Source organism: Rhodococcus ruber, from assembly GCF_027270735.1.
Taxonomy (GTDB): domain Bacteria; phylum Actinomycetota; class Actinomycetes; order Mycobacteriales; family Mycobacteriaceae; genus Rhodococcoides; species Rhodococcoides rubrum_A.
Genome location: NZ_JAPWIJ010000003.1, coordinates 439,459 through 463,795, shown reverse-complemented (window position 1 = coordinate 463,795; position 24,337 = coordinate 439,459). Strand labels below are relative to the sequence as shown.

Genomic DNA, 24,337 nt, shown 5'->3' with positions numbered 1-24,337 from the left:
GAACATACGGGGCTGAACGGTTTCGACTTTGTATGTTGAGTCAGGGGAAGCGTGTCGGTGCAGGCGAGAGACCACCGTAAGCGTCATCGCAACCTTATAAGCGCCGATTCCAATCAGCGCGACTACGCACTCGCTGCCTAAGTAGCGACTGCGTGTCTGTCAGTCCGGGCTTGCCCTCGGTCCGGGTACTGGCATCAGCTAGAGGGCTCACCGATTCATCCGGCCGCGGGATGATGAGGAACATCAAACAGTGGCTGGGATCGTCATCCTGACTTGTTCGCGAGATCGGGAGATCCAAGTAGAGACATAGCGGACTGCACACGGAGAAGCCCTGGCAATGCAGCAGAGGACCCGGGTTCGATTCCCGGCAGCTCCACCGCAGAAGACCGGGCCGAGAGACACACTCTCGGCCCGGTCTTCTTTTCTGTGTCGGACAGGTCACAACGGCCCGTCCGAACCGATCCCACCCGAAGCGGCCTCGGTGCCGAATAACCGGCATGAGCAACGAGCCGACTCCAGTACTGCGCACCGGTAGGCGGGTGTCCGACCCTGCACTGGTCGTGTTGGTCCTCGGCGGAGGTAAGGATGTGAGCCGGGCACGCAGTCGTCCGTGGCACCTGGCCGGCCTGCGCATGTGGCCGTTCACCTGGATGCTTCGACGCACAGGCCGAGCACGCGGTATATCGGTCCAACAGCTGCAGTACAGGTTCCGTGGCTGGAACGCACCCGAACGGACTGCGGTCGAGGATGCCAGGTGGGCTCTGAATCGAATCCGCGCGGAGCATCCCGACGTTCACGTCGTGGTCGTCGGCCATTCGATGGGTGGCCGCACGGCAGCTGCCCTGATCGACGATCCTTCCATCGTGGGCGTCGTCGCGTTGGCCCCGTGGTGGCCGGACGGTGTGGAGGCCGACGGATTCGGCGCGCATCATGCGTTGCTCGTCGTCCACGGGACTGCAGACAAGTGGACCGATCCGAGAACCTCGCGCCGTGCGACCGAACGTGCGGCGGCGCGCGGGGCGTCCGCTCGCTACCTTTCCGTTCCGGGTGGGCATTTCATGCTCCGCAATCCGCGGCTGTGGTCGAGGGCGACGCGTGACTTCGTTCTCGGTATCGCCGCCGATGCGCAGGTCGACTGCATGGGCACTCAGTCGTGACGCGCCGTCGTGTCGTGGTGGTAGGTAGCGGAATTGCCGGCCTGACGGCCGCGTACGCACTGTCGAAGAACTCGTCGGTGACGTTGTACGAGGCGGATTCTCGGCTCGGCGGTCACGCGGACACGCACTATGTCGACGGCCCCGGCGGTCCGGTGGGCGTCGACACCGGGTTCATCGTGCACAACGACCGCACGTATCCGACGCTGCTCCGTCTGTTCGACGAACTCGATGTGCCTACTCAGGATTCGGACATGAGCATGTCCGTGCGCTGTGACGGGTGCGGCCTCGAGTACTCGGGCGGCCAGGGCATGCGCGGAATCCTGGCGCAACGTACGGCGGTGTTGAAACCGCGATTCGTGTCGATGTTGCTCGATGTCAAGCGTTTTCATCGGCTGGCAACCGAACTGCTCGACCGGGACGACTCCGCGGATTCCGACATCACCCTCGGACGTTTTCTCGCCGAACACTCGTTCTCGGCATACTTCGAATCCCACTTCATGACGCCGTTGGTGTCGGCGGTGTGGTCGTGTGATCCGGACACTGCGCTCGCCTACCCGGCTCGCTACCTGTTCTCCTTTCTTCAGCACCACGGAATGCTCACCGTCACAGGATCTCCCACCTGGCGTACCGTCACGGGCGGGTCCATCGAATACGTTCGTCGGGTTGCCTCGCACATCGACGAGGTGTTGCTCGGCAGCCCGGTGCGTGCGGTCTACAGGTCGCAGGACTCCGTGCAGATCCGGGACGGCCACGACGACCTGCGCACGTTCGACGCCGCCGTGATTGCAGTCCATCCCGGTGCCGCGCTGAAGATGCTCGCGGAACCGACAGCGCTCGAGCACAGCGTTCTCGGTGCGATGCCCTACTCGGTCAATCACACCGCACTGCACACCGACTCGTCGGTGTTGCCGAAGAACTCCAGGGCACGGGCCTCGTGGAACTACCACCTCCCGTCCTGTACCGCCAGACCCGATCGGGTGCTGGTGAGCTACGACCTGACGAGGTTGCAGCGGTTGGACGAGACCGATCGAAGGATGCTGGTAACGCTCGGTGGAGCGGATCGTATCGACCCGAGCATGGTGCTCGACGAGATGACCTACGAGCACCCGCAGTACACCCCCGAATCCGTGGCAGCGCAGCGTCGCCTGCCCGAATTGGACACCGACACGGTGGCATTCGCCGGGGCGTACCACGGCTGGGGATTCCACGAGGACGGTGCGCTGTCCGGCGCGCGCGCTGCGCAACGGGTGGGGGCCACGTGGCTCTGACGTCCGTTCTGCCGAGCACCCGTGCACACGGAGCGGCGCTGTATCTCACTCGGATCGATCACATGCGACGCGCGCCGATTCGAAACACGTTCTCGTACAAAAGTTACAGCTGGTTCGTCGACCTCGACGCACTCCCCGAACTGCCGTGGATATTACGGCCGCTGGCCTCGTTCGACCCCCGTGATCACCTCGGTGACCCCGACGCGACCATTCGCCGGAATGTCGACGCGTTCCTGGCCGAGAACGGTATCGATCTGGGCGGCGGACAGATCACGATGCTGGCCAGCGCGCGGGTGTTCGGGCACACGTTCAACCCATTGAGTGTGTACTGGTGTCACGACCACGCCGGCGATCTCCGCTGCGTGGTGGCCGAGGTACACAACACCTACGGCGAGCGATACCGGTATCTGCTGCACACCGATCCGCGCGGCGCGGTACGTACGAACAAGGAGTTCTACGTCTCGCCGTTCAACGATGTCGACGGTGAATACTCCATGCAGCTGCCCGAGCCGGACGCCGCGCTCCGGCTGTCTATCGTCCTCGAACGTCCCGGTCAACCTCCGTTCGTGGCGACCGTCGACGGCCGTCGACGCGAGGTGACGACGCGGTCGATTCTGCGCACCGCACTCGAGATCCCGATTGCGCCCTTGCGAGTGGTGGTTCAGATCCGCTGGCAAGGCATTCGGCTCTGGGCGCGGGGTCTGAAGATCGTGCAGAAACCTGCCCCTCCGGGGCAACGAAGAATTCAGAAGGAAGGGGCCCACAGATGACAACTGTGTCGAAATCCAATTCTGTGTCGAACCCGTACGGTGGTTCCGCTGCCGGTCCGCGCCCGACGGTCGACGCGCGGGTCTGGCCGCAGATCGCCCACGTTCCCGGTGGCATGAAGGTTGCTGTCGCAGCGCCCGTCGCCGACTTCCTTTTCCGTCGTGCGGTCGCAGGATTGCAGGTCCGGGTTGCGATGCCCGACGGCGAAGTGATCGGGGCCGGGTCAGCCGACGCACCGTTGATGACCGTGTATCGACCGCACGACTTCGCCGCACGGGTCGGAGACAGTGGACTCATCGGATTCGGTGAGGCATACATGGCCGGAGACTGGGATGCCGAGGACCTCACCGCTGTGCTCGAGGTCTTCGCTCGGCGAATGGCATCGCTGATTCCGAAGTCCCTACAGCGCCTCCGAGGTCTCTATATACCCAAACCTCCACGGAGCGAGCGGAATACGACCAAGAACACCCGATCCAACATCTCACGACACTACGATCTGTCGAACGACCTATTCGAGCTTTTCCTCGACGAGACGATGACCTACTCGAGTGCGTTGTTCGCTGGATCGGGAAGCGACAACGACAGTGAGGAGCTCGCCGAAGCTCAGTGCCGAAAGATCGACCGGCTACTCGACCGCGCGGGCGTCGGCAATGGAACCAGGGTTCTCGAAATCGGCACCGGATGGGGCGAGCTGGCTATCCGTGCGGCCGCTCGTGGCGCGACGGTACGGTCGGTGACATTGTCGACCGAACAGCAGGAATTGGCGCGTAAGCGTTGTGCTGCAGCGGGTTACGGAGATCGAATTCAGATCGATCTCCTCGATTATCGTCTGGTCGACGGCGAGTACGACGCGATCGTGTCGGTCGAGATGATCGAGGCCGTCGGTCATCAGTACTGGGGAACGTACTTCGAGACGATCGACTCGTTGCTTGCGCCGGGTGGGCGGGTTGCCCTCCAGGCCATCACGATGCCGCACGACCGAATGCTGGCTACCCGAAACACGTACACCTGGGTGCACAAGTACATCTTTCCCGGCGGGTTCCTGCCGTCGGTGCGGGCCATCGAGGAGGTGACCGAGCAGCACACCTCGCTTCGGGTTCGCGAGCGCCTGTCCATGGGCGATCATTACGCGCGAACCCTGGCACTGTGGGACAGTCGCTTTCGTGAATGCAGCAGCGAGGCAGAGGATCTCGGCTTCGACGAGGTGTTCGCGCGAATGTGGCACTTCTACCTCTGCTACTCGGAGGCCGGATTTCGATCCGGGTACATCGATGTTCAGCAGATCGTGCTCGACCGAAGGGATAACCGATGACCACCTCGACACTTTCCGTGGACCGGACCGATCGCAGTGTCGGTGTCGCGCATCGGATTGCCGAGTTGATAGAACCCCTGGTGGGTGGTCCGCTTCCCGTTCGGCTGCAGGCGTGGGACGGATCCGTTGCGGGCGATGCCTCGGCACCGAGAGTCCTGTTGCGGAGCCCCAGCGCTCTTCGTCGATTGCTGTGGAGCCCCGGCGAACTCGGCGCTGCGCAGGCGTACGTCACGGGGGAGTTGGACGTCGAAGGCGATCTTGCCGCGGCTCTCGATCACGTCTGGGCTGTGGTGCGTGAGCGCCGACTCTCGGCGATACGACCGGGCCCCGCGTCGCTCCTGCGGTTGGCCAAACTGGCAAAGGATCTCGGAGTGTTCGGCCGCCCACTACCGCCGCCCGTGTCGCAGGCCTCGGTGAAGGGGCGGCTGCACTCGGTGCTTCGTGACCGCGCCGCGATCAGCCACCATTACGACCTGTCGAACGACTTCTACGAACTGGTTCTCGATTCGCACATGGCGTACTCGTCGGCGTACTGGACCTCGGATTCGCCGGACTACACCCTCGACGATGCCCAGCGCGACAAGCTCGACCTGGTCTGTCGAAAGATCGGGCTCGACAAGCGTGCAGGCCAACGCTTTCTCGACGTCGGCTGCGGTTGGGGGTCCCTGAGCCTGCATGCGGCTCAGGAGTACGGAGCCCAGGTTGTCGGAGTGACCATCTCGCGCGAACAGAAAGCCTTCATCGACAAACGAATCGCCGACCGAGGTCTGCAGGACAACGTCGAGATCCGAATCCAGGATTATCGGGAAATTCCGGACGGACCCTTCGACGCGGTGGCGTCGATCGAAATGGGTGAGCATGTGGGGGAGGCGAACTACCCGACCTACACTGCGGCACTGCACGCCAACGTCAAGCCGGGTGGACGCGTGCTGATTCAGCAGATGTCGCGGAGGGAAGGCGACAACCCCGGCGGCGGGGCATTCATCGAATCGTTCATTGCGCCCGACATGTACATGCGCCCGGTCGGGCGGACCGTCGCGATGATCGAGGAGGCAGGACTCGAGGTGCGCGACGTCCACGCCCTTCGGGAGCATTACGTGCGGACCGTCGACGTTTGGACCGAGCGCTTCGAGGCGCGCTACGACGACGTGGTGGCGATGGTCGGGGAAGAGGTCGCTCGCGTATGGCGGCTGTACCTGATCGGCGGTGGAATGGCGTTCCGGGACAACAGGATGGGCGTCGACCAAATTCTGGCGGTCCGGTCCGAGAACGGATCGTCCGAGATGGAGCCGGTTAGACCGGTCTGGGTGTCCGCGCGGTGAACTGGTCCGACTTCCTGACCGTCTCGCTTGCGAGCCTCGGCGGTACCGCTGTCCTGATGATCGTCACGGCCCTCATCGGTGCGCGTATCGGACGCCACAACGTCGTGGACGTGACGTGGGGAGGCGGCTTCGTTCTCATCGCGCTGATTTCGGCTGCGACCGGAACAGGTGAATTGTGGCGTCGATTACTGCTGCTCGTGCTCGTCGGTGTGTGGGGACTTCGTCTTGCACTGCACGTCTTTCGGCGCTCGCGCGGGCACGGTGAGGATCCGCGGTACACCGAGCTGCTGGCCAAGGCCGAAGGCAACAAAACCTTGTATGCCCTGCGAAAGATCTATCTGACGCAGGCGATTGCATTGTGGTTCGTGTCCCTTCCACTTCAGGTATCCGCTGTCGCACACGGATCGGTCGTACCGGTCGTCGTGCTCGGTGTACTCGTCTGGGTGCTCGGGTGGACGTTCGAGGCGGTGGGTGATGCGCAGTTGACAGCTTTCAAGGCCGACGCGTCGAACAAGGGCAAGATCATGGATCGTGGTCTGTGGTCCTGGACCCGGCACCCCAACTATTTCGGGGACTCGGCAGTGTGGTGGGGGTTTTTCCTCGTCGCGGCGTCCGCGTGGCCCGGAGTGTTCACGCTTCTGTCGCCCATCGCGATGACGTACTTTCTGGTGTTCGCCACCGGTGCGCGGTTGCTGGAGCGCAGCATGGAGAAACGTCCGGGCTACCGCGAATACCAGCAGCGGACCAGCTATTTCCTCCCACGGCCGCCGAAAGGAGCCAGCAAGTAGCTCACGGGTGGGGCAGCGGCGTTAGGGTTGTCGAGGAGTTCGATTCTTCGATCGAGTTCGGTTCGACCACAACGAGGAGGCGCATCGTGGCGCACGAGAGAGCTGGAACCACTGCACTGCCGGAGGATCTGGTGGATCTTTCGCAACTCGTGACGGCGTACTACTCGCGGGTTCCCGACGTGTCCGACCCGAGTCAGCAGGTGGTCTTCGGCACGTCCGGACATCGAGGTTCGAGCCTGGATTCGGCGTTCAACGAGGCTCATATCGTGGCGACGACGCAGGCGATCGTGGAATACCGCGCTGCGCAGGGAATCACCGGACCCCTGTTCATCGGCCGGGACACTCACGCGTTGTCGGAACCGGCCTGGACGACGGCTCTGGAAGTGTTGGCGGCCAACGACGTCGACGTACTGGTCGATTCGGGGGATCGGTACACGCCGACCCCTGCCGTCAGTCATGCCATCCTCCGCTACAACGAGTCGGGACCGGCCGCGAAAGCCGACGGTATCGTGGTGACACCGTCCCACAATCCACCCCGGGACGGCGGCTTCAAGTACAACCCTCCGCACGGGGGACCGGCCGACAGTGACGCGACGTCGGTCATCGCTGCCCGTGCGAACGATCTTCTGCGCGAGGGTATCTCGGGCATCAAGCGGGTGACGCTGGCGCAGGCCTTCGCGGGGAGCGTCTCGCGGTACGACTTCCTCGGCACCTACGTGGACGACCTGCCGAACGTAGTCGATCTCGATGCAATCCGCGCGGCGGGGATTCGGATCGGTGCCGATCCGCTCGGCGGTGCCAGTGTCGATTACTGGGACGCCATCGCCGAGCGCCACAACCTGGATCTGACCGTCGTCAATCCGTTGGTGGACGGCACGTTCCGCTTCATGACACTCGATACGGACGGCAAGATCAGGATGGACTGCTCGTCGCCGAACGCCATGGCGTCGCTCATCGCTGCACGTGACCGCTTCGACGTCTCGACGGGCAACGATGCCGACTCCGATCGGCACGGCATCGTCACTCCCGACGGTGGCCTGATGAACCCCAATCACTACCTCGCAGTGGCCATCGACTACTTGTTCACTCATCGGCCGGGATGGTCACCTACGGCCGCGGTGGGCAAGACGCTGGTGAGTTCATCGATGATCGACCGCGTGGTCGCCGGCCTCGGCCGTCGTCTGCTCGAGGTGCCGGTCGGATTCAAGTGGTTCGTGCCCGGCCTACTCGCCGGCGAGCTCGGATTCGGCGGTGAAGAGAGCGCCGGGGCGTCGTTCCTCCGACACGACGGTCGGGTCTGGACCACCGACAAGGACGGCATCATCCTCGCGCTGCTGGCGTCGGAGATCACGGCGGTCACCGGGTCGACACCGTCTCAGCGTTACGGGGAGTTCACCGCGAAGTTCGGCGATCCCTCGTACGCGCGCGTCGACGCACCGGCCACGCGTGAGCAGAAGTCCGTGCTCGCAAAGCTCTCGCCGGACCAGATCACTGCCACCGAGCTGGCCGGCGAAACGATCACCGCCACGCTGACCGAGGCTCCGGGGAACGGGGCCGCGCTGGGTGGGCTGAAGGTGACGACGGAGAGCGCATGGTTCGCGGCCCGTCCGTCCGGAACCGAGGACGTGTACAAGATCTATGCGGAGTCGTTCCACGGCAAGGAGCATCTCGCCGAGGTCCAGGCTGCAGCACGTGAATTGGTGTCCTCCGCACTCGAGAGCTCGTGACGAACTCACCCACACCCGATCCGTCCGATTCTGCCGAGCACGAGGATCCGACTGCCCAGCCGGCATCGAAGCCGGGAGGCACACTCCCACCCGAAATTTGGGTGCTTGTGTCGGCGGCATTCGTCATTGCTCTCGGATTCGGCATAGTTGCGCCCGCCCTGCCGCAGTTCGCCCGTGAATTCGGGGTCGGCGTCGCCGCTGCATCTGCGGTGATCAGTGCTTTCGCTCTGATGCGGTTGGTGTTCGCCCCAGCAAGTGGATCGCTGGTCCAGCGGCTCGGTGAGCGACCCGTCTACCTGATCGGACTGATGATCGTTGCGGTGTCCACCGGTGCATGCGCCCTGGCCCAGACGTACTGGCAGTTGCTGGTCTTTCGCGGTCTCGGCGGTATCGGCTCGACGATGTTCTCGGTGTCGGCACTGGGATTGCTGATCAGGATCAGTCCTCCGACCAGTCGTGGCCGCATCTCCGGCCTGTATGCGACCGCCTTCCTGTTGGGAACCATCGGCGGTCCGCTCGTCGGCGGCGCGCTCGTCGGGTTCGGCCTCCGGGTGCCGTTCGTCATCTATGCCGTGGCTCTCGTGATCGCCGCGGCCGTCGTGTACTTCACCCTGGGCAATTCCGACCTCGTCAAGCCGGAGAAGGGCGCGGCACCGCCGACGATGTCGTTGCTCGCCGCGCTGCGGATCCCGTCGTATCAAGCGGCGCTGGCGTCCAATTTCGCCAACGGTTGGGCAGTGTTCGGTGTTCGAGTGGCCTTGGTGCCGTTGTTCGTCGTCGAGGCGATGCAGCGATCCGAGGTGTTCGTCGGTATCGCGCTGACGGTGTTCGCAGTGGGAAATGCACTGGTTCTCGCCAGTGCAGGTCGCCTGTCCGATGTGCGCGGACGCAAGCCCTTCATGGTGGGTGGGTTGGCGGTGTGTGGCCTGGGAACCGTCGTGATGGGGTACGTCCACGATCCCGTGCTGTTTCTTGTTGTGTCGTTGATTGCCGGAATCGGATCGGGTCTGATGAGCCCAGCCCAGCAGGCCTCGGTTGCCGACGTGATCGGCTCGAAGGCGCGCGGAGGGCCCGTTCTGGCTGCATTCCAGATGGCCTCCGATGTCGGTGCGGTAATCGGCCCGATCGTGGCTGGGATGATCGTCGAACAGGCCTCGTTCGGTCCGGCTTTCGCCGTGACGGGAGCGCTGCTTCTCCTGGCAGGACTCTGGTGGTCGCGAGTTCCGGACACGCTCGGGCGCGAGCGCACATGACGGACGCAACCGTAGTATTCGCTGTGTGAGCCAGAAGAAGATATCGAGTACGAAACACACACCCGAGGCAACGTCCAACACGATGACCTACGTATTGGGCGGCATCGCATTCATCGTGGTGGTGATCGTGATCGTGGTTGCGATCATGTGGCAGAGCGGAAGCGACGCCCCACGCAACGATGGCTACGGAACCGTGAAGAATCCCGAGGTCGAATTGTCGTTGCCAGGTGACGGTGTGGTGCAGCTGGCGCGTCCGGGAGCGCAGCGTGTGATCGATGTCTACGAGGATCCGATGTGCCCGTTCTGCGGAGATCTCGAAGAGAAGCACGGCCAGGAGTTGGCTCAGAAAATCGACGACGGTGTTGTCTCGGTGAATTACCACCTGGTCAATTTTCTCGATCCGCAGTCGGCCTCGGGTGACTATTCGACTCGTGCCGTGGCGGCGTCGCACTGTGTGGCAGCGACGGAGAACGCCCGGGTCTACTCCGCTTTTCACGGCGGGTTGTTCGACTCCGAATTCCGCCCGGGAGAAGGCTCGGACTCGGACAGAACCGATGCAGAACTAGCGGAGCTCGCTCGTTCCTCCGGAGCGAGCGAGCTGGCGACGGAGTGCATCGTCAGCGGCGCTCAGCGAGATGCCGCGGTGGCGGACGCGAACACCGGACGGGACGCGCTGGCGGCGTCGGGAGCGCGCGGGACACCGGGGGTACTGGTCGACGGACAGGTGGTCGACGCTCTCGGCGACTCGGAATGGCTCTCGTCCGTCAATTGACGGACGGGCGTGGTTGCGGCTGGTCGCCGGGTTCCTCGGTAGCGGCCGCACCAGGTGATTTGTTGCTGTTGCGACCGATGGTGTAACTTCGTTCGAGCAACCGCATGAGCGGTTGCAAGCAGTAACTCGGGGCTATGGCGCAGCTGGTAGCGCACCACACTGGCAGTGTGGGGGTCAGGGGTTCGAGTCCCCTTAGCTCCACCGAGGAATCTTTTCGAGGAAAAGGAAAAAGCGCCGCTCGCGAGCGGCGCTTTTTCTTGTTTCGGTGCAGTCGATCAGTGGTGACTCAGTGGGCTGCGTCGAAGGCCTGCTCGACCTCGGCGGGGATTCTGCCACGCGCGGAGATATTGTGGCCGTTCGCCTTCGCCCATTCTCGGATGGCTTTGGTTTGATTGGCGTCACGCTTGGCACCCACTGCAGAGGTACCCGACTTCTTCGTCCGTTTTCCGCCGACCTTGGTGGAGTGTTCGATGTAATAGTCGAGCTTGCGGTGAAATTCCTTGGCGTTCTTGTCGCTCAGGTCGATTTCGTAGCTGACTCCGTTGACCGAATAGGTTATGTGTTCACCACCGGAATCGATCGGTTTTTCGTCGATGTCATCGACTAATTGCACATAGACTTTTCTGGCCATGCTGAAGCTCTCCAATGATGCAGGGGATGATGCGGGGATGTCCAGATCGAACTGGAACGACTATACGGCCGAACAATATGCATATCCACGCGAGCCGGGGGATTGTTACCCGATTCGCAGAATTGCCAGGAATCGGATCGGGCGGTCACCGAAACGAAGCGGGGTATGCAAGAACATTGTCTCGGTGCGATGTCGATCCTTATCGGAATCGAAGACTGACTGGCCGGTTCGAGACGTATTTCCATCCCCGAGTCGGTTCGTGATGGTCCGAGTAGGAGAGGGGCCGCGCTGCGAACGAAGCGAAGGCCCCGTTGGCAACAGATCGATTACGGAACGCATTCATTTCACTAACGAAAGATTATCCGAGGCGCGTCGGTGACGACATCTGGTTCACTTGAGGCGCAAGTGTCTGCTGTTTCGTGTGTGTCCCGTGTTGTCGGCGACCCGCTCCGATCAGCGCAACCGAGGGGCCGAGAGGGGAGTAGCGCCACCAGTCACTCCGGTGCGCTCGAGAGCATATGAAATCTGCACGAATCACCAGGTCGGCAACAGCGGCTCTGATGTGCGCGGGAATACTCGGTGCGGGTGTGATCGTCGCTGCCCCCGCCACAGCTGCACCGTCCACCACGACACCGTCCACCACGACACCGTCTGCCACCGGTAGCGAGTTGTCGGGTAAGACGGTGTTCCTCGACCCGGGCCACCAGGGCACCGCACATTCGGAGAATCTGCAGCGTCAGGTGAACGACGGGCGCGGCGGAACGAAAGACTGCCAGACCACCGGAATGACCACTGTGGACGGCGTGCCCGAGCACACCATCAACTGGAAGGTCAGTGAGCTCGTTCGGTCCAGTCTGGAGAGCTTGGGCGCAACCGTGAAGACGAGCCGAGTCGACGACTCGGGATGGGGCGGATGCGTCGACGACAGGGCGCGAGCAGCGAGCGAGTCCGGTGCCGACGTTGCCGTGAGCATTCATGCGGACTCCACCAGCACGACGACCGATGACAGCAAACACGGATTTCATCTGATCGTGCCCACCTTGCCGATTCCGAACGCAGCGGCCGATGCAGCCCAGTCCGAAGGAGGACGTTCGGCGTCGAAGCTGATGCGAGACTCGTACGTTCGGGCCGGCTTCGCCCCGGCGAACTACGCAGGCGTGGACGAGGGAATTCAGGAGCGCTCGGATGTGGCCGGGCCAGCACTGACCACGGTCCCGCTGGTATTCGTCGAAATGGGCAACGGATCGAACCCCGACGACGCGGCTCTTCTCGAAAGCTCCGACGGTCAGTTGAAGCACGCAATCGCAATTTCGACCGGAATCATCGACTACTTGCTCGGTGCCGAGACGTCGTCCACGGCCGCGGCCACCCCGGCCGCGACGACTGCCGCGGCCCCCGCGTCCACGACGACGGACAAGGCTGCCCCTGCCACGCCGTCGGCCACCGGAACGAAGGCCGCAGTCGAGGGCCGTAGCGCGCTCTCGCGATTGCTCGAAAGTGTCTCTCCGTACATCCAGACGTTCGGAGTGGACGGTTTGAAGGGGTTAGCGACCCCGGAGAACGTCGGCAGTGTGTCCACCTTCGCGCAAGGCCTGCTGAAACAGATTCTTGCTGCCCGGTAGTCTCGGACGCCGTGACGCGTCGAAGAATTCCGGTGGTGATCGTCGCGGGCTTCCTCGGCGCGGGCAAGACGACTCTGCTCAATCACCTGCTGCGTAACGACGCGGGGATTCGAATCGGCGTCGTGGTCAACGATTTCGGAGCGATCAACGTCGACTCCATGCTCGTGGCAGGGCAGGTCGACTCGATGGTCTCCCTCGGCAACGGATGCATCTGTTGCGCAGTGGACATCAGTGACATGGATGCAATGTTCGACGCCCTCGCGCATCGCCGTTCGGAAATCGATGTCATCGTGGTGGAAGCCAGTGGTCTCGCCGAGCCACGCAATCTGATCCGAATGGTTCGTGGCAGCGAGAACGAGTTCATCGTCTACGGCGGGCTCGTGGGGGTCGTCGACGCGGTGGAATTTCCGCAGACCCGCGTACTGCATCCCGAGATCGACCAGCATCTGCAGTTGGCCGATCTGGTGGTGTTGAACAAGTCGGATGCGGTCTCGGAGGCAGGCCGCTCGGCAGTCGTGTCCACCGTGCGCGCCATCGTGGGGGACGTCCCTGTTGTCCCGGTCGCATTCGGCCGAGTGGATCCGCTGCTGCTGTTCGACCGTCGGGAGAACCTGTCGGTCGAATCGGCGATCGCCGTTCAGCTGTCGTTCGACGAGCTTCTACGGGAGAACCACAGCGACAACGACCACGAACATCACCTGCACGCCCAGTACTCGCACACCGAGTTCGTCAGCGCCGAGCCCATCGAACCGCGCCGAATGGTCGAGTTTCTGGAGAATCCCACCGGAAACCTCTACCGCATCAAAGGTGTCGTGCATTTTGCCGTGCCGGGCTATTCGCAGAAGTTCATCGTGCACACCGTCGGCCGACACATTCGGTTCGAAGCGACGTCGTGGGCGCGGGGTGAGACCGAACAGACCTCCCTGGTGCTGATCGGTACAGACCTCGATGCAGCGGCTGTCGAGAAACGACTACGCGCATGCGTGCGGGAGCGATCCGAGCCCTGCGATGCGTCGTCGATGCTCCCCGTCCACCGCTATCTGGACACCGGGTAGGACTCCTACAGTCCTACCCATTCGGTGCGCCCGCCCTCGAATCCTTGCCGCTTCCAGATCGGGACCTCGGCCTTGATACGTTCGACCAATCGCGCGCAGGCCTCGAATGCTTCGGCGCGATGGGCCGATCCGACGGCTGCCACGAGCGCGAGGTCGCCGACTCGTAAGTCGCCGACGCGATGGACCGCAGCGACCTTGAGGCCGGTCTCGGCGGAGACCTCGGTGCAGCATCGGTTCAAGAAGCGTTCCGCGTCCGGATGGGCGCGGTATTCGAGAGTTTCCACCGCGTGGCCACCGTCGTGGTCGCGGACTATCCCGCTGAACAGAACTACGGCACCGTGGTGTGAATCCTGTACGGCTGCCTCCACTTCGGCGGTGCTCAACGGGTCACTGGAAATTCGTGCGACTAGGTCACTCATCGTGGGGTCCTCCTCCGGCGATCTGGGCCAACACATGGTCGAGCAAAGGATCGAGAACCGCGAGACCGTCCTTGACGCCCCCCGGCGAGCCCGGCAGATTGACTGTCAGAGTGCGGCCGATGAGCCCCGAAACCCCTCGGCTGAGCACCGCATGTGGCGTCGCAGATGTTCCGCGGGTGCGGATCGCGTCGGCGATCCCCGGCATATCGATGTCCAGGAGAGCTGCCGTTGCCTCGGGAGTCGCATCGGTGGGGGATACACCGGTGCCTCCGGTGCTGACGATCAACGACGGTTCGCCGCGCAATGCGTCCTGCAGGCCGGCTGCTATGTCGGCGTCGGCGTACACCAGCGGTCCCCGCACGCTGAAGCCTCGATCGGTCAACCAGGACGCGATGGTGGGGCCGGTGGTGTCCGGTCGAGTCCCGTTCGCGCCGCCGGTGGAAGCCACCAGCACCACTGCGGATCGCGTCGTTTCGAGTGTCGGGGCAGCGTCGGCGGGGGTGACCGGTTCCCGGTCTCGCTGCCAATGTCCATGCTTACCACCGTCTTTGGTGATCAGCCGGACGCCGTTCATCGTCGCACCTGGGTCGACTGCCTTGACCATGTCGTGCAGGGTCAACCCGGCAACCGCGACGGCGGTCAGGGCTTCCATCTCGACGCCGGTTCTACCGGTCGTGCGGGCGGTGGCCTCGACCGTGATGGAGGAGTCGGTGAAACCGAACGAGATCTTCACCGACGAGAGTGCGAGCTGATGGCACAGCGGGATCAGTTCCGACGTCCGCTTCGCCGCCGAGATGCCCGCGATGCGGGCAGTGGCGAGTACATCGGCTTTGGGCATGTCGTCCGCGCGCACGAGCGCGATGACCTCGGCAGTGGTGACGAACTCACCGGCGGCGACGGCCGTACGTGAGGTCTCCTTCTTGTGTGCCACATCGACCATGCGAGCGCGGCCCTGATCGTCGAGATGAGACAGGTGGTTCTGCGGGGCGTCGGTGGTCACAGCGGCCATACCTCCACGTCGGATCCTGCAGCGAGTTCGGTTGCCTCGGAATCGATGTCGATCAGAACGTCGGCCCACGCCAGTGCCGCGACCAGATGGGAGCCCGGGCCTGCCACGAGCTCCACCCGGCCGTCGTCCCTCAACCGGCCACGGAGAAGCTGTCGGCGGCCCGGCGGTGACACGACGGATTCGTGCAAGGTCGCTGTGCTGGGGAGCACCGGAGGAAGACCGGCTGCTCGCCGAACTATGTTGCGCGCGAACATGATGTACGAAACAACTGTACTGACAGGATTGCCGGGGAAGCTGAGCACAGGAGTCCCGTCGAACAGTGTCATGCCCTGCGGCCCGCCCGGCTGCATGCGGACCGACCCGAAGGTGCCGCCGAGCGGCCCGAGTACGTCCTTGACCACCTCGAAGTCACCCATCGAGACGCCGCCGGACGTGATGATCAGTTCCGCCGATCGTGTTGCTTCGTCGAGAACCTCGCGAAATCGCCTCGGGTCGTCGGAGCTACGCGCGACCACAACCACTTCCGCGCCGCTGGCCCGTAGGTGTGCCGCAAGAGTGATGCCGTTCGAGTCGTAGATCTGGCCGGGAGTGAGAGTCGATCCGGCATCGACCAGTTCGGCACCGGTGGTCACGACGGCCACGCGAGGACGCGAACGCACGTCGACCTCGGCGAAACCGACAGCCGCGAGAACCGAGATGTGCCGGGGTTCGAGTACTCGACCGGCCTCGACCAGAACTGTTCCCACGCGCACGTCGCTTCCCTGTTCACGAACGAATTCGCCTGCGCCGCGGCCTCGTTCGATCGTCACCGAACCTTCCGACGGTATCGTGGTGTCCTCGACGGGGACGATGGTGTCGGCCCCCTCGGGAATGGGTGCGCCGGTCATGATTTTCGCCGCGCTACCGGTGACGAGAGCGGCCGACTCCGTAGGGCCTGCGGCGATGATCGTCGAGACCTCCAGCGTCACCGGGGTCGTGGTGACGGAACGAGAATCGACTGCGTAGCCGTCCATCTGCGAATTTCGGAACAGCGGTAGATCGACCGGCGACCGCACGTCCTCGAACGAGACTCGTCCCAGGGCCTCGGCCAAGGGGATTCGCTGCGCAGTTCTGGTGCCCAGCGCCGCGAGAAGAGTCTCGACCGCGGCGGCATGCTCCTCGACGGATACGGCGCTCACTGCGCTGGTCCGGTGATCGCGCGCTTGTGCTCAGCAGTCATGGGTGCCAATCCTAAGCACGCCGACAACGCCGGCGAGTGTGGGCTGCGGCATACTGGGTAGACACGTCTGCGACGGGCGTGATCGAGATCGACGAAGGTGAGGTACGAGGTGACGGTAGACAGTGTCACCTCGCTGGGCATTCCGATGTTCGGCGGTGCTGCTACGACCGAGCGGTCGCAGCAGGTGAATTCCGTGGCGGATCGGCCGGACGTACCTCATCTGATCGACCGCTTCGGCCGAGTCGCGCGCGACTTGCGCATCTCCATCACCGAGAAGTGCTCGTTGCGGTGCACCTACTGCATGCCGGAGGAGGGGCTTCCGGCCATTCCTGCCGCGAACCTGCTCACGCCGGCCGAGATCGCGCGAGTGGTGTCGGTGTCCGTGCGGCTGCTGGGTATACGCGACGTGCGATTCACCGGTGGTGAGCCCCTCATGCGCCGCGACCTCGACGAGATTCTGCGACTGTGCTCCGACGCTGCGGCAGGTGTACCGCTGTCGATGACCACCAACGCTGTGGGCCTGGAGCATCGGGCCGCGGCATTGGCCGATGCCGGGTTGACCCGGGTCAACGTGTCCCTGGATTCGGTCGACCGCGAGGATTTCGCACGGCTGACCCGCCGCGACCGACTGCCCTCGGTGCTGGCCGGCATCCGAGCGGCGAAGCGAGCGGGCATCGGTCCGGTGAAGATCAATGCAGTTCTGATGCGCGACACGCTGTCCGGTGCAGTTGATCTACTGCGCTGGTGTCTCGACGAAGGGGTGGCCCTCCGGTTCATCGAGCAGATGCCTCTCGATGCCGACCACGAGTGGGCTCGCGCGAACATGATCGACGCCCAGACCCTGCTCGACGAGCTGTCCACCGAGTTCGACCTGCGTGAGGTGGGGCGCGCCGATCCGTCGGCACCGGCCGAGGAGTGGAGCGTCGACGGTACCGACGCCACCGTCGGAATCATCGCGTCGGTGACGCGCTCGTTCTGCGGGGACTGTGACCGCACGCGAGTGACCGCCGAAGGAACCATTCGGTCCTGCCTGTTCAGCGACGACGAAACCGATCTGCGCGCGGCGCTGCGGGGCGGTGCCACCGACGACGAGTTGGCCGCCGTGTGGCGTGGCGCGATGTGGAACAAATGGGCCGGACACGGTATCGACGCCGAGGGTTTTGTGCCGCCGACTCGCAGCATGGGAGCGATCGGTGGTTGACGTTCGGTCGAGCGGTGATGCCGGGCCCTCGACCGAGGTCGAAGTGCGGTACTTCGCCGCTGCCGTCGACGCGTCGGGGTGCGACTCGGAGTATGTCACCGTGCCCGTAGGAGCCACTCTCGCCGATCTGCGAGAGGTGATCCGGTCCAGGCACGGCGCACCGATGGACCCGATCCTGCGAGTGTCTGCCTATCTCGTCGGCGACGACCTCACGCGCGATCTGGGCCGTGCGATCGGCAGCAGGGTCGACGTGTTGCCACCGTTCGCCGGCGGATAGTCGCCGGGTTCGGCTCAGCGTTCGATGGCCCTACTCAGTGGGAGCTCCTCCACCAGTCGTCGAACGGAGTCACCGGCACCGCACGCTTGTGGCGGGTCGCCATGAACATCTTCTCCAGCTTGTGGGCGACGTCGTCGGAGACGTCTTTGCCCTCGAGATAGTCGTCGATCTGCTCGTACGTCAGGCCGAGTGCCTCCTCGTCCGGCAGTGCCGGACGATCGTCCTCCAGGTCTGCCGTGGGGACTTTTCGCCACGTGCTCTCCGGTGCACCGAGTTCACGGAGCAGAGCGGCACCCTGACGCTTGCTCAGGCCTGTGAGCGGAGTCAGGTCGACACCACCGTCACCGAATTTGGTGAAGAACCCGGTGACGGCCTCGGCAGCGTGGTCGGTACCGACCACGACGTAGCCGAGTTCTCCGGCGATGGCGTATTGCGCGACCATGCGCTGGCGAGCTTTGATGTTGCCCCGAACGAAATCGCGGACCTCGGTGGTGCCCAGCGCTTCTGCCGTGGCGGCCGCTGACGCGTCGGCAGCAGCCTTGATGTTGACCGTCACGGTTCGATCGGGGTCGATGAAGCGCAGCGCGATCGACGCATCGTCCTCGTCGGCCTGTACGCCGTAGGGGAGTCGAACGGCGACGAACTCGGCCTCATGGCCGTCGGCTCGCAGCTCCGTCACGGCTTGCTGGGCGAGCTTGCCGGTGAGTGTGCTGTCCTGTCCGCCACTGATACCGAGGACGAAGCCCGTTGCAGGGGTCGACGACAGGTAATCTTTGAGGAAGTCCACCCTCCGGCGAATCTCCGTGACCGGATCGATCGTCGATTGCACTGCCAGCTCGCGCGTGATGCTCGTGCGCACTTCCGAGTTGATGAATCCCATCAGCTCATACTAATGACGTCGGCAGGTCTGCGGACGTGCGCACACGCCGTGCGTAGGGTCGATCTACGTGAGTGGACCCTCCGATACATTCGTCAAACGAAACCCCCAGGCGCATCCCGACTTCTTTGCCGCCGAGGCAACCGGTCTCCACTGGCTCGGCGAGGCGGGCGCGCCTGTTGTCCGAGTCCTCGGGTACGGGCCGACACACATCGAACTCGAGCGCCTGACCGCGGAGTATCCGACGCTGGCTGGGGCAAGAAGATTCGGTGAAGCGTTGGCGCGAATGCACAACGGTGGAGCTGCCGGATTCGGCGCGCCGCCGGTCGGCTCCGACGGTGCGCCGTTCCCCGGCCGATTGTTCATCGGGGCTCGGCCCATGAGCAGTTCGGTGCACCGGACATGGGGTGAGTTCTACGCAGCCGAACGGGTACTGCCGTTTCTGCGAATCGCCGTCGACGCGGGCACCGTGACGCCGGCGGAGGCTGCCACCGTCGAATCGGCATGCCGACGCGTCGCGGGCGGCGACTTCGACGATGCGGAGCCGCCCAGCCGAATTCACGGAGATCTGTGGAGCGGCAACGTGTTCTGGACCGAGGAAGGCGTGGTGATGATCGACCCGGCGGCGCACGGCGGGCACCGCGAGACCGATCTGGCGATGCTGGCGCTCTTCGGGTGCCCCCTCCTGGAGGACATCGTCGACGGGTACGAGGCGGTACATCCGCTGCGTGCCGGGTGGAGAGACCGCATTCCACTGCATCAACTGCACCCACTCGCGGTTCACGCAGCGGGGCACGGTCGCTCCTACGGTGTGGCGCTGCACACCGCGGCCGCGGCAGTCCAGAATATCTGAGTCGGGCGAGCTATCGAGCGCGAGTTGCTCTGCGTACCAAGTCTTCCCAGCCGTCGGCCAGCCGGTCCATCGGCATTCCGAGATCGCGGTACTGGTGTAGCACCAGGGTTGCTTCGAGAGGTGTGAGGAGCCAGTGCGTCAGCAGTGGGAGATCCCCGTCCACGTCGGCTGCGCGGAGTAGCGAGAGGACGTGAGTGAAGTTGACCATGTGCGCCGGGGCCGAGTAGCGAGCGTCTGCCGACGTCTCGGCAGCGCGCAGCACCTCGCCCTGAACATTGACGAACTCGAGGCGAGCCCGGCCGAAGGCGACGAGACGGTCGATCGGATCGGCTCCGGGGCCGAGTGGTGGATCACCGAACATGAACGAGCGTTGCAACTTCTGCTCGGTGTGATCGAGAAGCGCTCGCATCAGCCCAGCGCGGTTGCCGAAACGGCGGAACACGGTGCCTTTGCCCACTCCGGCCTTGGTCGCCACCGCATCCATGGTGATGGCGTCGGCTCCGACGGTCGCCACCAGATCCGCTGCGGCGTCGAGCAACAGCCGACGGTTGCGTGCTGCGTCGCATCGTTCGGAGTCCTCACCCGCAATGGGCAGCATCGGGCCGGTCACGTGATTCAGCCTACCCTGCCGGGAACATAAGTGGACCATGGTCCGTTTGAATGGTATGAATTGACGTGACGATCACGTCATCCGAACTTTCGAAGGAATATCTCATGTCAGACGCTCACGTACTCGTTCTCGTCGGAAGCCTGCGCGCCGATTCGGTGAACAAGCAGATCGCCGAGACTGCTGTCACCGTGGCACCCGCCGGTGCCGAGATCGTGGTCTACGACGGACTCGGAGATGTCCCCTTCTACAACGAGGATATCGACGTCGACGGTTCCGTGCCTGCCGCTGCGCTGGATCTCCGGGCTGCTGCCGAGAAGGCGTCGGCTCTGCTGATGGTCACGCCCGAATACAACGGCACGATCCCTGCCGTGCTGAAGAACGCCATCGACTGGCTCTCGCGTCCCTACGGTGCAGGTGCCATGGTCGGCAAGCCGGTAGTCGTGATCAGCGCATCGCCCAGTGGTAACGGTGCCAAATGGGCGCACGAGGACACCAGCAAGGCTGTTCGCATCGCCGGTGGGTCGGTGCTTGAGGACGTCCAGCTCTCCATCGGCGGGACCATGGACAAGTTCGGCTCGGCTCACCCGAGCGAGAACGCCGAGGTATCCGGAGAGATCGGTCACGTGGTGGCCGAGTTGGTCAAGGCCTCGAACGATCTCGTGAGTGCCTGACTCCTTCGTGGTATCGGTAATCGTTTTCATGTAAGGTGGGCTCATGAAGGTGAGAAACTCTCTGAAATCGCTCAAGAACAAGCCTGGCGCGCAGGTGGTCCGACGCCACGGGGTGGTGTTCGTGATCAACAAGAAAGAACCGCGATTCAAGGCGCGTCAACGCTGACGGTCCCGCATCCAGCGACGACGGCCCCTCGGAGCTACTCCGAGGGGCCGTTCTCGTGTGTGAGTGGAGGGGGCGTCGATAGGGCGACGTCACTGTCGGCACGAAGGTGAGTAGTGACCGATGACACCCGCGACATGTGACCTGCGACACGCCGGGGTGACGCGCTCATGGTCAGCCGGCAACGCCGTGACCAGCGAATACCAAGCATGTTGTTCGCAACATCTCGTGTTGTAGTCAGATGTCGGACACTAGGTGTAGTGTTTGTCCGACCGAGAGACCACAACTCGAAGAACCGGCGAAAGCAGGTTCGAGCAGGTCGAAGTCGCCCTGAGCGGGAGATGTTCTCGGTGCCATACGCAGAGCACATCGGTCGCCGTCGGTGCAATCGATGGCGACAACGGAAAGAGGGACACCATGAGCATCACCGTTTACACCAAGCCCGCCTGCGTTCAGTGCAATGCCACCTACCGCGCTCTCGACAAAGCGGGCATCGAGTACTCGGTCGTCGACATCTCGCAGGATCCCGAGGCGCGTGACTACGTCATGGCTCTCGGCTATCTGCAGGCTCCTGTCGTCGTCGCCGGTGACGATCACTGGTCCGGCTTCCGTCCGGATCGCATCAAGACCCTCGCAGTGAACGCTGCTTGAACAGAACGAGAAAGTGAGTGAGCGGTGAGTTCGCAACCGCAGTCTTCCCGCTCACTGGTGTATTTCTCCAGCGCATCCGAGAACACGCATCGCTTCGTCTCGAAGCTGGACATCCCCGCAACGCGCATTCCGCTTCGTGATCCCGACGGGACGTTTCGAGTCCATTCCCCCTACGTTCTCGTCGTTCCGACGTACGGGGGAGGGACCACCTACGCCGGGCGCGACACCAACTATGTCCCCAAGCGTGTGATCAAGTTTCTCAACGACGAGCACAACCGATCGTTGATACGAGCGGTCATCGCTGCCGGCAACACCAATTTCGGCGATTCGTTCTGCTTTGCCGGAGATGTCATTTCACAGAAATGCGCCGTTCCGTATCTGTACCGATTCGAGTTGATGGGCACCCCCGAGGACGTAGTGCGAGTCCGCGAGGGACTGGAGGACTTCTGGGAACGTGAAGTCCGCCGCGCCGCCCACACGCACTAGAGCACCACCCACCACATACCAGTAGGAGCATCGCAGTGGCACCGACCATCACCGACGCAGCACCCGCGCCCGCAACCATCCGCGGCGACGGCGACATGGACTACCACGCGCTCAACGCGATGCTCAATCTTTACGGCCCCAACGGCGAGATCCAGTTCGAGAAGGACCGCGAGGCTGCCAATCAGTACTTCCTGCAGCACGTCAACCAGAACACGGTGTTCTTCCACGACCTGGACGAGAAGCTGGACTACCTGGTCGAGGAGAACTACTACGAGCCAGAGGTTCTCGATCAGTACTCACGCGAGTTCGTCAAGTTCCTGATCAATCACGCGTACTCGAAGAAGTTCCGATTCCCCACGTTCCTCGGCGCGTTCAAGTACTACACCTCGTACACGCTCAAGACGTTCGACGGCAAGCGCTACCTCGAACGCTTCGAGGATCGTGTGTGCATGGTGGCGCTGACGCTCGCAGCCGGTGACGAAGCCCTGGCCACCGATCTCGTGGACGAGATCATCGCCGGCCGATTCCAGCCCGCGACGCCCACCTTCCTCAACTCCGGCAAGAAGCAGCGCGGCGAGCCCGTCTCGTGCTTCCTGCTCCGCATCGAAGACAACATGGAGTCCATCGGACGATCCATCAACTCGGCGCTGCAGCTGTCCAAGCGCGGCGGCGGAGTTGCATTGCTGCTGAGCAACATTCGCGAAGCGGGTGCGCCGATCAAGCGCATCGAGAACCAGTCCTCGGGTGTCATCCCGATCATGAAGCTGCTCGAGGACTCGTTCTCGTACGCCAACCAGCTCGGTGCTCGCCAGGGCGCAGGCGCGGTGTACTTGCACGCGCATCACCCCGACGTCTACAAGTTCCTCGACACCAAGCGTGAGAACGCGGACGAGAAGATCCGCATCAAGACGCTGTCCCTCGGAATCGTCATCCCCGACATCACGTTCGAGCTGGCGAAGAAGAACGAGGACATGTACCTGTTCTCTCCGTACGACGTGGAGCGCATCTACGGTGTGCCGTTCGCCGATATCGACGTCTCCGAGAAGTACTACGAGATGGTCGACGACAAGAGGATTCGCAAGACCAAGATCAAGTCGCGTGAGTTCTTCCAGACTCTCGCCGAGCTGCAGTTCGAGTCCGGCTACCCGTACATCATGTACGAGGACACCGTCAATCGTGCGAACCCGGTCAAGGGCAAGATCACGCACTCCAACCTGTGCTCGGAGATTCTCCAGGTCTCGACGCCGTCGACGTTCAACGACGACCTTTCGTACAGCCATGTCGGCAAGGACATCTCGTGCAACCTGGGCTCGCTGAACATCGCGAAGACGATGGATTCACCCGACTTCGGTAAGACCATCGCCGTCGCCATCCGCGGTCTGACCGCGGTCTCGGACCAGACGCACATCTTCTCCGTGCCGTCGATCGAGCAGGGCAACAACGATTCACACGCAATCGGCCTCGGACAGATGAATCTGCACGGTTACCTCGCTCGCGAGCGTATTCACTACGGTTCCACCGAGGGAATCGATTTCACCAACATCTACTTCTACACCGTGCTGTTCCACGCGATTCAGGCGTCGAACCAGCTGGCGAAGGCGCGCGGCCAGTACTTCAAGGGCTTCCCGGATTCCAAGTACGCGTCGGGCGAGTTCTTCGACAAGTACACCGACCAGGTCTGGGAACCCGCAACGCCCAAGGTCGCGAAGTTGTTCGCCGACTCCGATGTCACCATTCCGACGCAGGCCGACTGGTCCGCGCTGAAGGCGTCGGTGCAGGAGTACGGAATCTACAACCAGAACCTGCAGGCAGTGCCGCCGACCGGCTCCATCTCGTACATCAACAACTCCACCTCGTCGATTCACCCGGTGGCGTCGAAGATCGAGATTCGCAAGGAAGGCAAGATCGGCCGCGTCTACTACCCGGCACCGTACCTCGACAACGACAACCTGGATTACTACCAGGATGCGTACGAGATCGGGTACGAGAAGATCATCGACACTTACGCTGCCGCAACACAACACGTGGATCAGGGCCTGTCGTTGACGCTGTTCTTCAAGGACACCGCCACCACTCGCGACATCAACCGCGCGCAGATCTACGCATGGCGCAAGGGCATCAAGACGCTGTACTACATCCGTCTGCGCCAGTTGGCCCTCGAAGGCACCGAGGTGGAGAACTGCGTCTCCTGCATGCTGTGACACCAGGCGGCTCGGTTGTGTGAAT

At 63.3% G+C, this 24,337-nt stretch carries 24 protein-coding genes, 1 tRNA gene, 1 other RNA gene and 1 pseudogene; 21 read left to right on the top strand and 6 right to left on the bottom strand.

Annotation, left to right across the window (positions count from 1 at the left end):
* Positions 1-8 precede the first annotated feature (8 nt).
* The 11 genes from ssrA to O4220_RS09335 all read left to right on the top strand — a co-directional run bounded on the left by ssrA (position 9) and on the right by O4220_RS09335 (position 10,568).
* Positions 9-379, top strand: a transfer-messenger RNA (tmRNA) gene (gene ssrA / locus O4220_RS09385).
* Positions 380-497: 118 nt separating this feature from the next.
* Positions 498-1,157, top strand: a complete 660-nt coding sequence (locus O4220_RS09380; RefSeq protein ID WP_269603357.1) for an alpha/beta fold hydrolase — start codon at positions 498-500, stop codon at positions 1,155-1,157.
* Entirely contained in the window at positions 1,154-2,425 is a 1,272-nt protein-coding gene (locus O4220_RS09375; protein WP_269603355.1) for an NAD(P)/FAD-dependent oxidoreductase, read from the top strand. Before O4220_RS09380 ends, O4220_RS09375 begins: the two co-directional genes overlap by 4 nt.
* Positions 2,416-3,195, top strand: a complete 780-nt coding sequence (locus O4220_RS09370; RefSeq protein ID WP_269603353.1) for a DUF1365 domain-containing protein — start codon at positions 2,416-2,418, stop codon at positions 3,193-3,195. Before O4220_RS09375 ends, O4220_RS09370 begins: the two co-directional genes overlap by 10 nt.
* A complete protein-coding gene (locus tag O4220_RS09365; RefSeq protein ID WP_269603351.1) occupies positions 3,192-4,505 on the top strand; it encodes an SAM-dependent methyltransferase in 1,314 nt (437 codons plus the stop codon). The genes O4220_RS09370 and O4220_RS09365 overlap by 4 nt, the downstream gene beginning before the upstream one ends.
* Positions 4,502-5,827, top strand: coding sequence for an SAM-dependent methyltransferase (locus O4220_RS09360; protein WP_269603349.1), 1,326 nt, complete (start codon positions 4,502-4,504; stop codon positions 5,825-5,827). Before O4220_RS09365 ends, O4220_RS09360 begins: the two co-directional genes overlap by 4 nt.
* A 56-nt stretch (positions 5,828-5,883) precedes the next feature.
* Positions 5,884-6,615, top strand: coding sequence for a DUF1295 domain-containing protein (locus O4220_RS09355; RefSeq protein WP_420030368.1), 732 nt, complete (start codon positions 5,884-5,886; stop codon positions 6,613-6,615).
* Positions 6,616-6,701: 86 nt separating this feature from the next.
* The gene (gene pgm, locus O4220_RS09350) at positions 6,702-8,342 is read left to right on the top strand and encodes a phosphoglucomutase (alpha-D-glucose-1,6-bisphosphate-dependent) (protein WP_269603347.1); all 1,641 of its coding nucleotides are present in this window, start codon (positions 6,702-6,704) and stop codon (positions 8,340-8,342) included.
* Positions 8,339-9,595, top strand: a complete 1,257-nt coding sequence (locus O4220_RS09345) for an MFS transporter (RefSeq protein ID WP_420030353.1) — start codon at positions 8,339-8,341, stop codon at positions 9,593-9,595. Before pgm ends, O4220_RS09345 begins: the two co-directional genes overlap by 4 nt.
* 25 nt (positions 9,596-9,620) lie before the next feature.
* On the top strand, positions 9,621-10,367 hold the full coding sequence (locus tag O4220_RS09340; RefSeq protein WP_269603345.1) for a DsbA family protein: 747 nt from the start codon (positions 9,621-9,623) through the stop codon (positions 10,365-10,367).
* A 128-nt stretch (positions 10,368-10,495) separates the two neighbouring features.
* Positions 10,496-10,568 (top strand) — tRNA-Ala (locus O4220_RS09335).
* An 85-nt stretch (positions 10,569-10,653) separates the two neighbouring features.
* On the opposite strand, the gene O4220_RS09330 is transcribed toward O4220_RS09335, so the two are convergent.
* The gene (locus O4220_RS09330; protein ID WP_269603644.1) at positions 10,654-10,998 is read right to left on the bottom strand and encodes a histone-like nucleoid-structuring protein Lsr2; all 345 of its coding nucleotides are present in this window, start codon (positions 10,996-10,998) and stop codon (positions 10,654-10,656) included.
* 518 nt (positions 10,999-11,516) lie between these two features.
* Between O4220_RS09330 and O4220_RS09325 the strand changes: the two genes are divergently transcribed.
* Positions 11,517-12,620 carry an N-acetylmuramoyl-L-alanine amidase gene (locus O4220_RS09325; RefSeq protein ID WP_269603343.1) on the top strand — a complete coding sequence of 368 codons (1,104 nt, stop codon included), beginning with the start codon at positions 11,517-11,519 and terminating at the stop codon, positions 12,618-12,620.
* An 11-nt stretch (positions 12,621-12,631) separates the two neighbouring features.
* Positions 12,632-13,675, top strand: a complete 1,044-nt coding sequence (locus O4220_RS09320) for a CobW family GTP-binding protein (RefSeq protein ID WP_269603340.1) — start codon at positions 12,632-12,634, stop codon at positions 13,673-13,675.
* 5 nt (positions 13,676-13,680) lie between these two features.
* Here O4220_RS09320 and O4220_RS09315 read toward each other — a convergent pair whose 3' ends face one another.
* Genes O4220_RS09315 through glp form a run of 3 tightly spaced genes read right to left on the bottom strand, consistent with a single transcriptional unit; the run spans position 13,681 to position 16,281 of the window.
* Positions 13,681-14,094 (bottom strand): molybdenum cofactor biosynthesis protein MoaE, encoded by a 414-nt coding sequence (locus O4220_RS09315; RefSeq protein ID WP_269603338.1) that lies wholly within the window; start codon positions 14,092-14,094, stop codon positions 13,681-13,683.
* Positions 14,087-15,103: a bifunctional molybdenum cofactor biosynthesis protein MoaC/MoaB gene (gene moaCB / locus O4220_RS09310; protein WP_269603336.1), complete on the bottom strand. Its 1,017-nt coding sequence runs from the start codon at positions 15,101-15,103 to the stop codon at positions 14,087-14,089. The genes O4220_RS09315 and moaCB overlap by 8 nt, the downstream gene beginning before the upstream one ends.
* Positions 15,091-16,281 (bottom strand): gephyrin-like molybdotransferase Glp, encoded by a 1,191-nt coding sequence (glp, locus tag O4220_RS09305; protein WP_269603334.1) that lies wholly within the window; start codon positions 16,279-16,281, stop codon positions 15,091-15,093. The genes moaCB and glp overlap by 13 nt, the downstream gene beginning before the upstream one ends.
* Before the next feature lie 186 nt (positions 16,282-16,467).
* On the opposite strand from glp, the gene moaA reads away from it, so the two are divergent.
* Entirely contained in the window at positions 16,468-17,523 is a 1,056-nt protein-coding gene (moaA, locus tag O4220_RS09300; protein ID WP_269603643.1) for a GTP 3',8-cyclase MoaA, read from the top strand.
* Positions 17,516-17,800: a MoaD/ThiS family protein gene (locus O4220_RS09295; protein WP_269603333.1), complete on the top strand. Its 285-nt coding sequence runs from the start codon at positions 17,516-17,518 to the stop codon at positions 17,798-17,800. Before moaA ends, O4220_RS09295 begins: the two co-directional genes overlap by 8 nt.
* A 34-nt stretch (positions 17,801-17,834) precedes the next feature.
* On the opposite strand, the gene nadE is transcribed toward O4220_RS09295, so the two are convergent.
* Positions 17,835-18,680: an ammonia-dependent NAD(+) synthetase gene (gene nadE, locus O4220_RS09290; RefSeq protein ID WP_269603332.1), complete on the bottom strand. Its 846-nt coding sequence runs from the start codon at positions 18,678-18,680 to the stop codon at positions 17,835-17,837.
* 55 nt (positions 18,681-18,735) lie between these two features.
* Between nadE and O4220_RS09285 the strand changes: the two are divergent.
* A pseudogene (locus tag O4220_RS09285) lies at positions 18,736-19,530 on the top strand (fructosamine kinase family protein); the annotation flags it as partial.
* Positions 19,531-19,540: 10 nt separating this feature from the next.
* Here the strand turns inward: O4220_RS09285 and O4220_RS09280 are convergent.
* The gene (locus tag O4220_RS09280; protein WP_269603330.1) at positions 19,541-20,140 is read right to left on the bottom strand and encodes a TetR/AcrR family transcriptional regulator; all 600 of its coding nucleotides are present in this window, start codon (positions 20,138-20,140) and stop codon (positions 19,541-19,543) included.
* A 104-nt stretch (positions 20,141-20,244) separates the two neighbouring features.
* On the opposite strand from O4220_RS09280, the gene O4220_RS09275 reads away from it, so the two are divergent.
* The 5 genes from O4220_RS09275 to nrdE all read left to right on the top strand — a co-directional run bounded on the left by O4220_RS09275 (position 20,245) and on the right by nrdE (position 24,312).
* The gene (locus O4220_RS09275; protein WP_269603328.1) at positions 20,245-20,811 is read left to right on the top strand and encodes an NAD(P)H-dependent oxidoreductase; all 567 of its coding nucleotides are present in this window, start codon (positions 20,245-20,247) and stop codon (positions 20,809-20,811) included.
* Between the two features lie 43 nt (positions 20,812-20,854).
* The gene (gene ykgO / locus O4220_RS09270; RefSeq protein WP_027496600.1) at positions 20,855-20,977 is read left to right on the top strand and encodes a type B 50S ribosomal protein L36; all 123 of its coding nucleotides are present in this window, start codon (positions 20,855-20,857) and stop codon (positions 20,975-20,977) included.
* A 414-nt stretch (positions 20,978-21,391) separates the two neighbouring features.
* A complete protein-coding gene (locus O4220_RS09265; RefSeq protein WP_032376962.1) occupies positions 21,392-21,625 on the top strand; it encodes a redoxin NrdH in 234 nt (77 codons plus the stop codon).
* Positions 21,626-21,649: 24 nt separating this feature from the next.
* The gene (gene nrdI, locus O4220_RS09260; RefSeq protein WP_269603324.1) at positions 21,650-22,111 is read left to right on the top strand and encodes a class Ib ribonucleoside-diphosphate reductase assembly flavoprotein NrdI; all 462 of its coding nucleotides are present in this window, start codon (positions 21,650-21,652) and stop codon (positions 22,109-22,111) included.
* Positions 22,112-22,146: 35 nt separating this feature from the next.
* Positions 22,147-24,312, top strand: a complete 2,166-nt coding sequence (gene nrdE / locus O4220_RS09255) for a class 1b ribonucleoside-diphosphate reductase subunit alpha (RefSeq protein WP_420030352.1) — start codon at positions 22,147-22,149, stop codon at positions 24,310-24,312.
* The last annotated feature ends 25 nt before the right edge of the window (positions 24,313-24,337 follow it).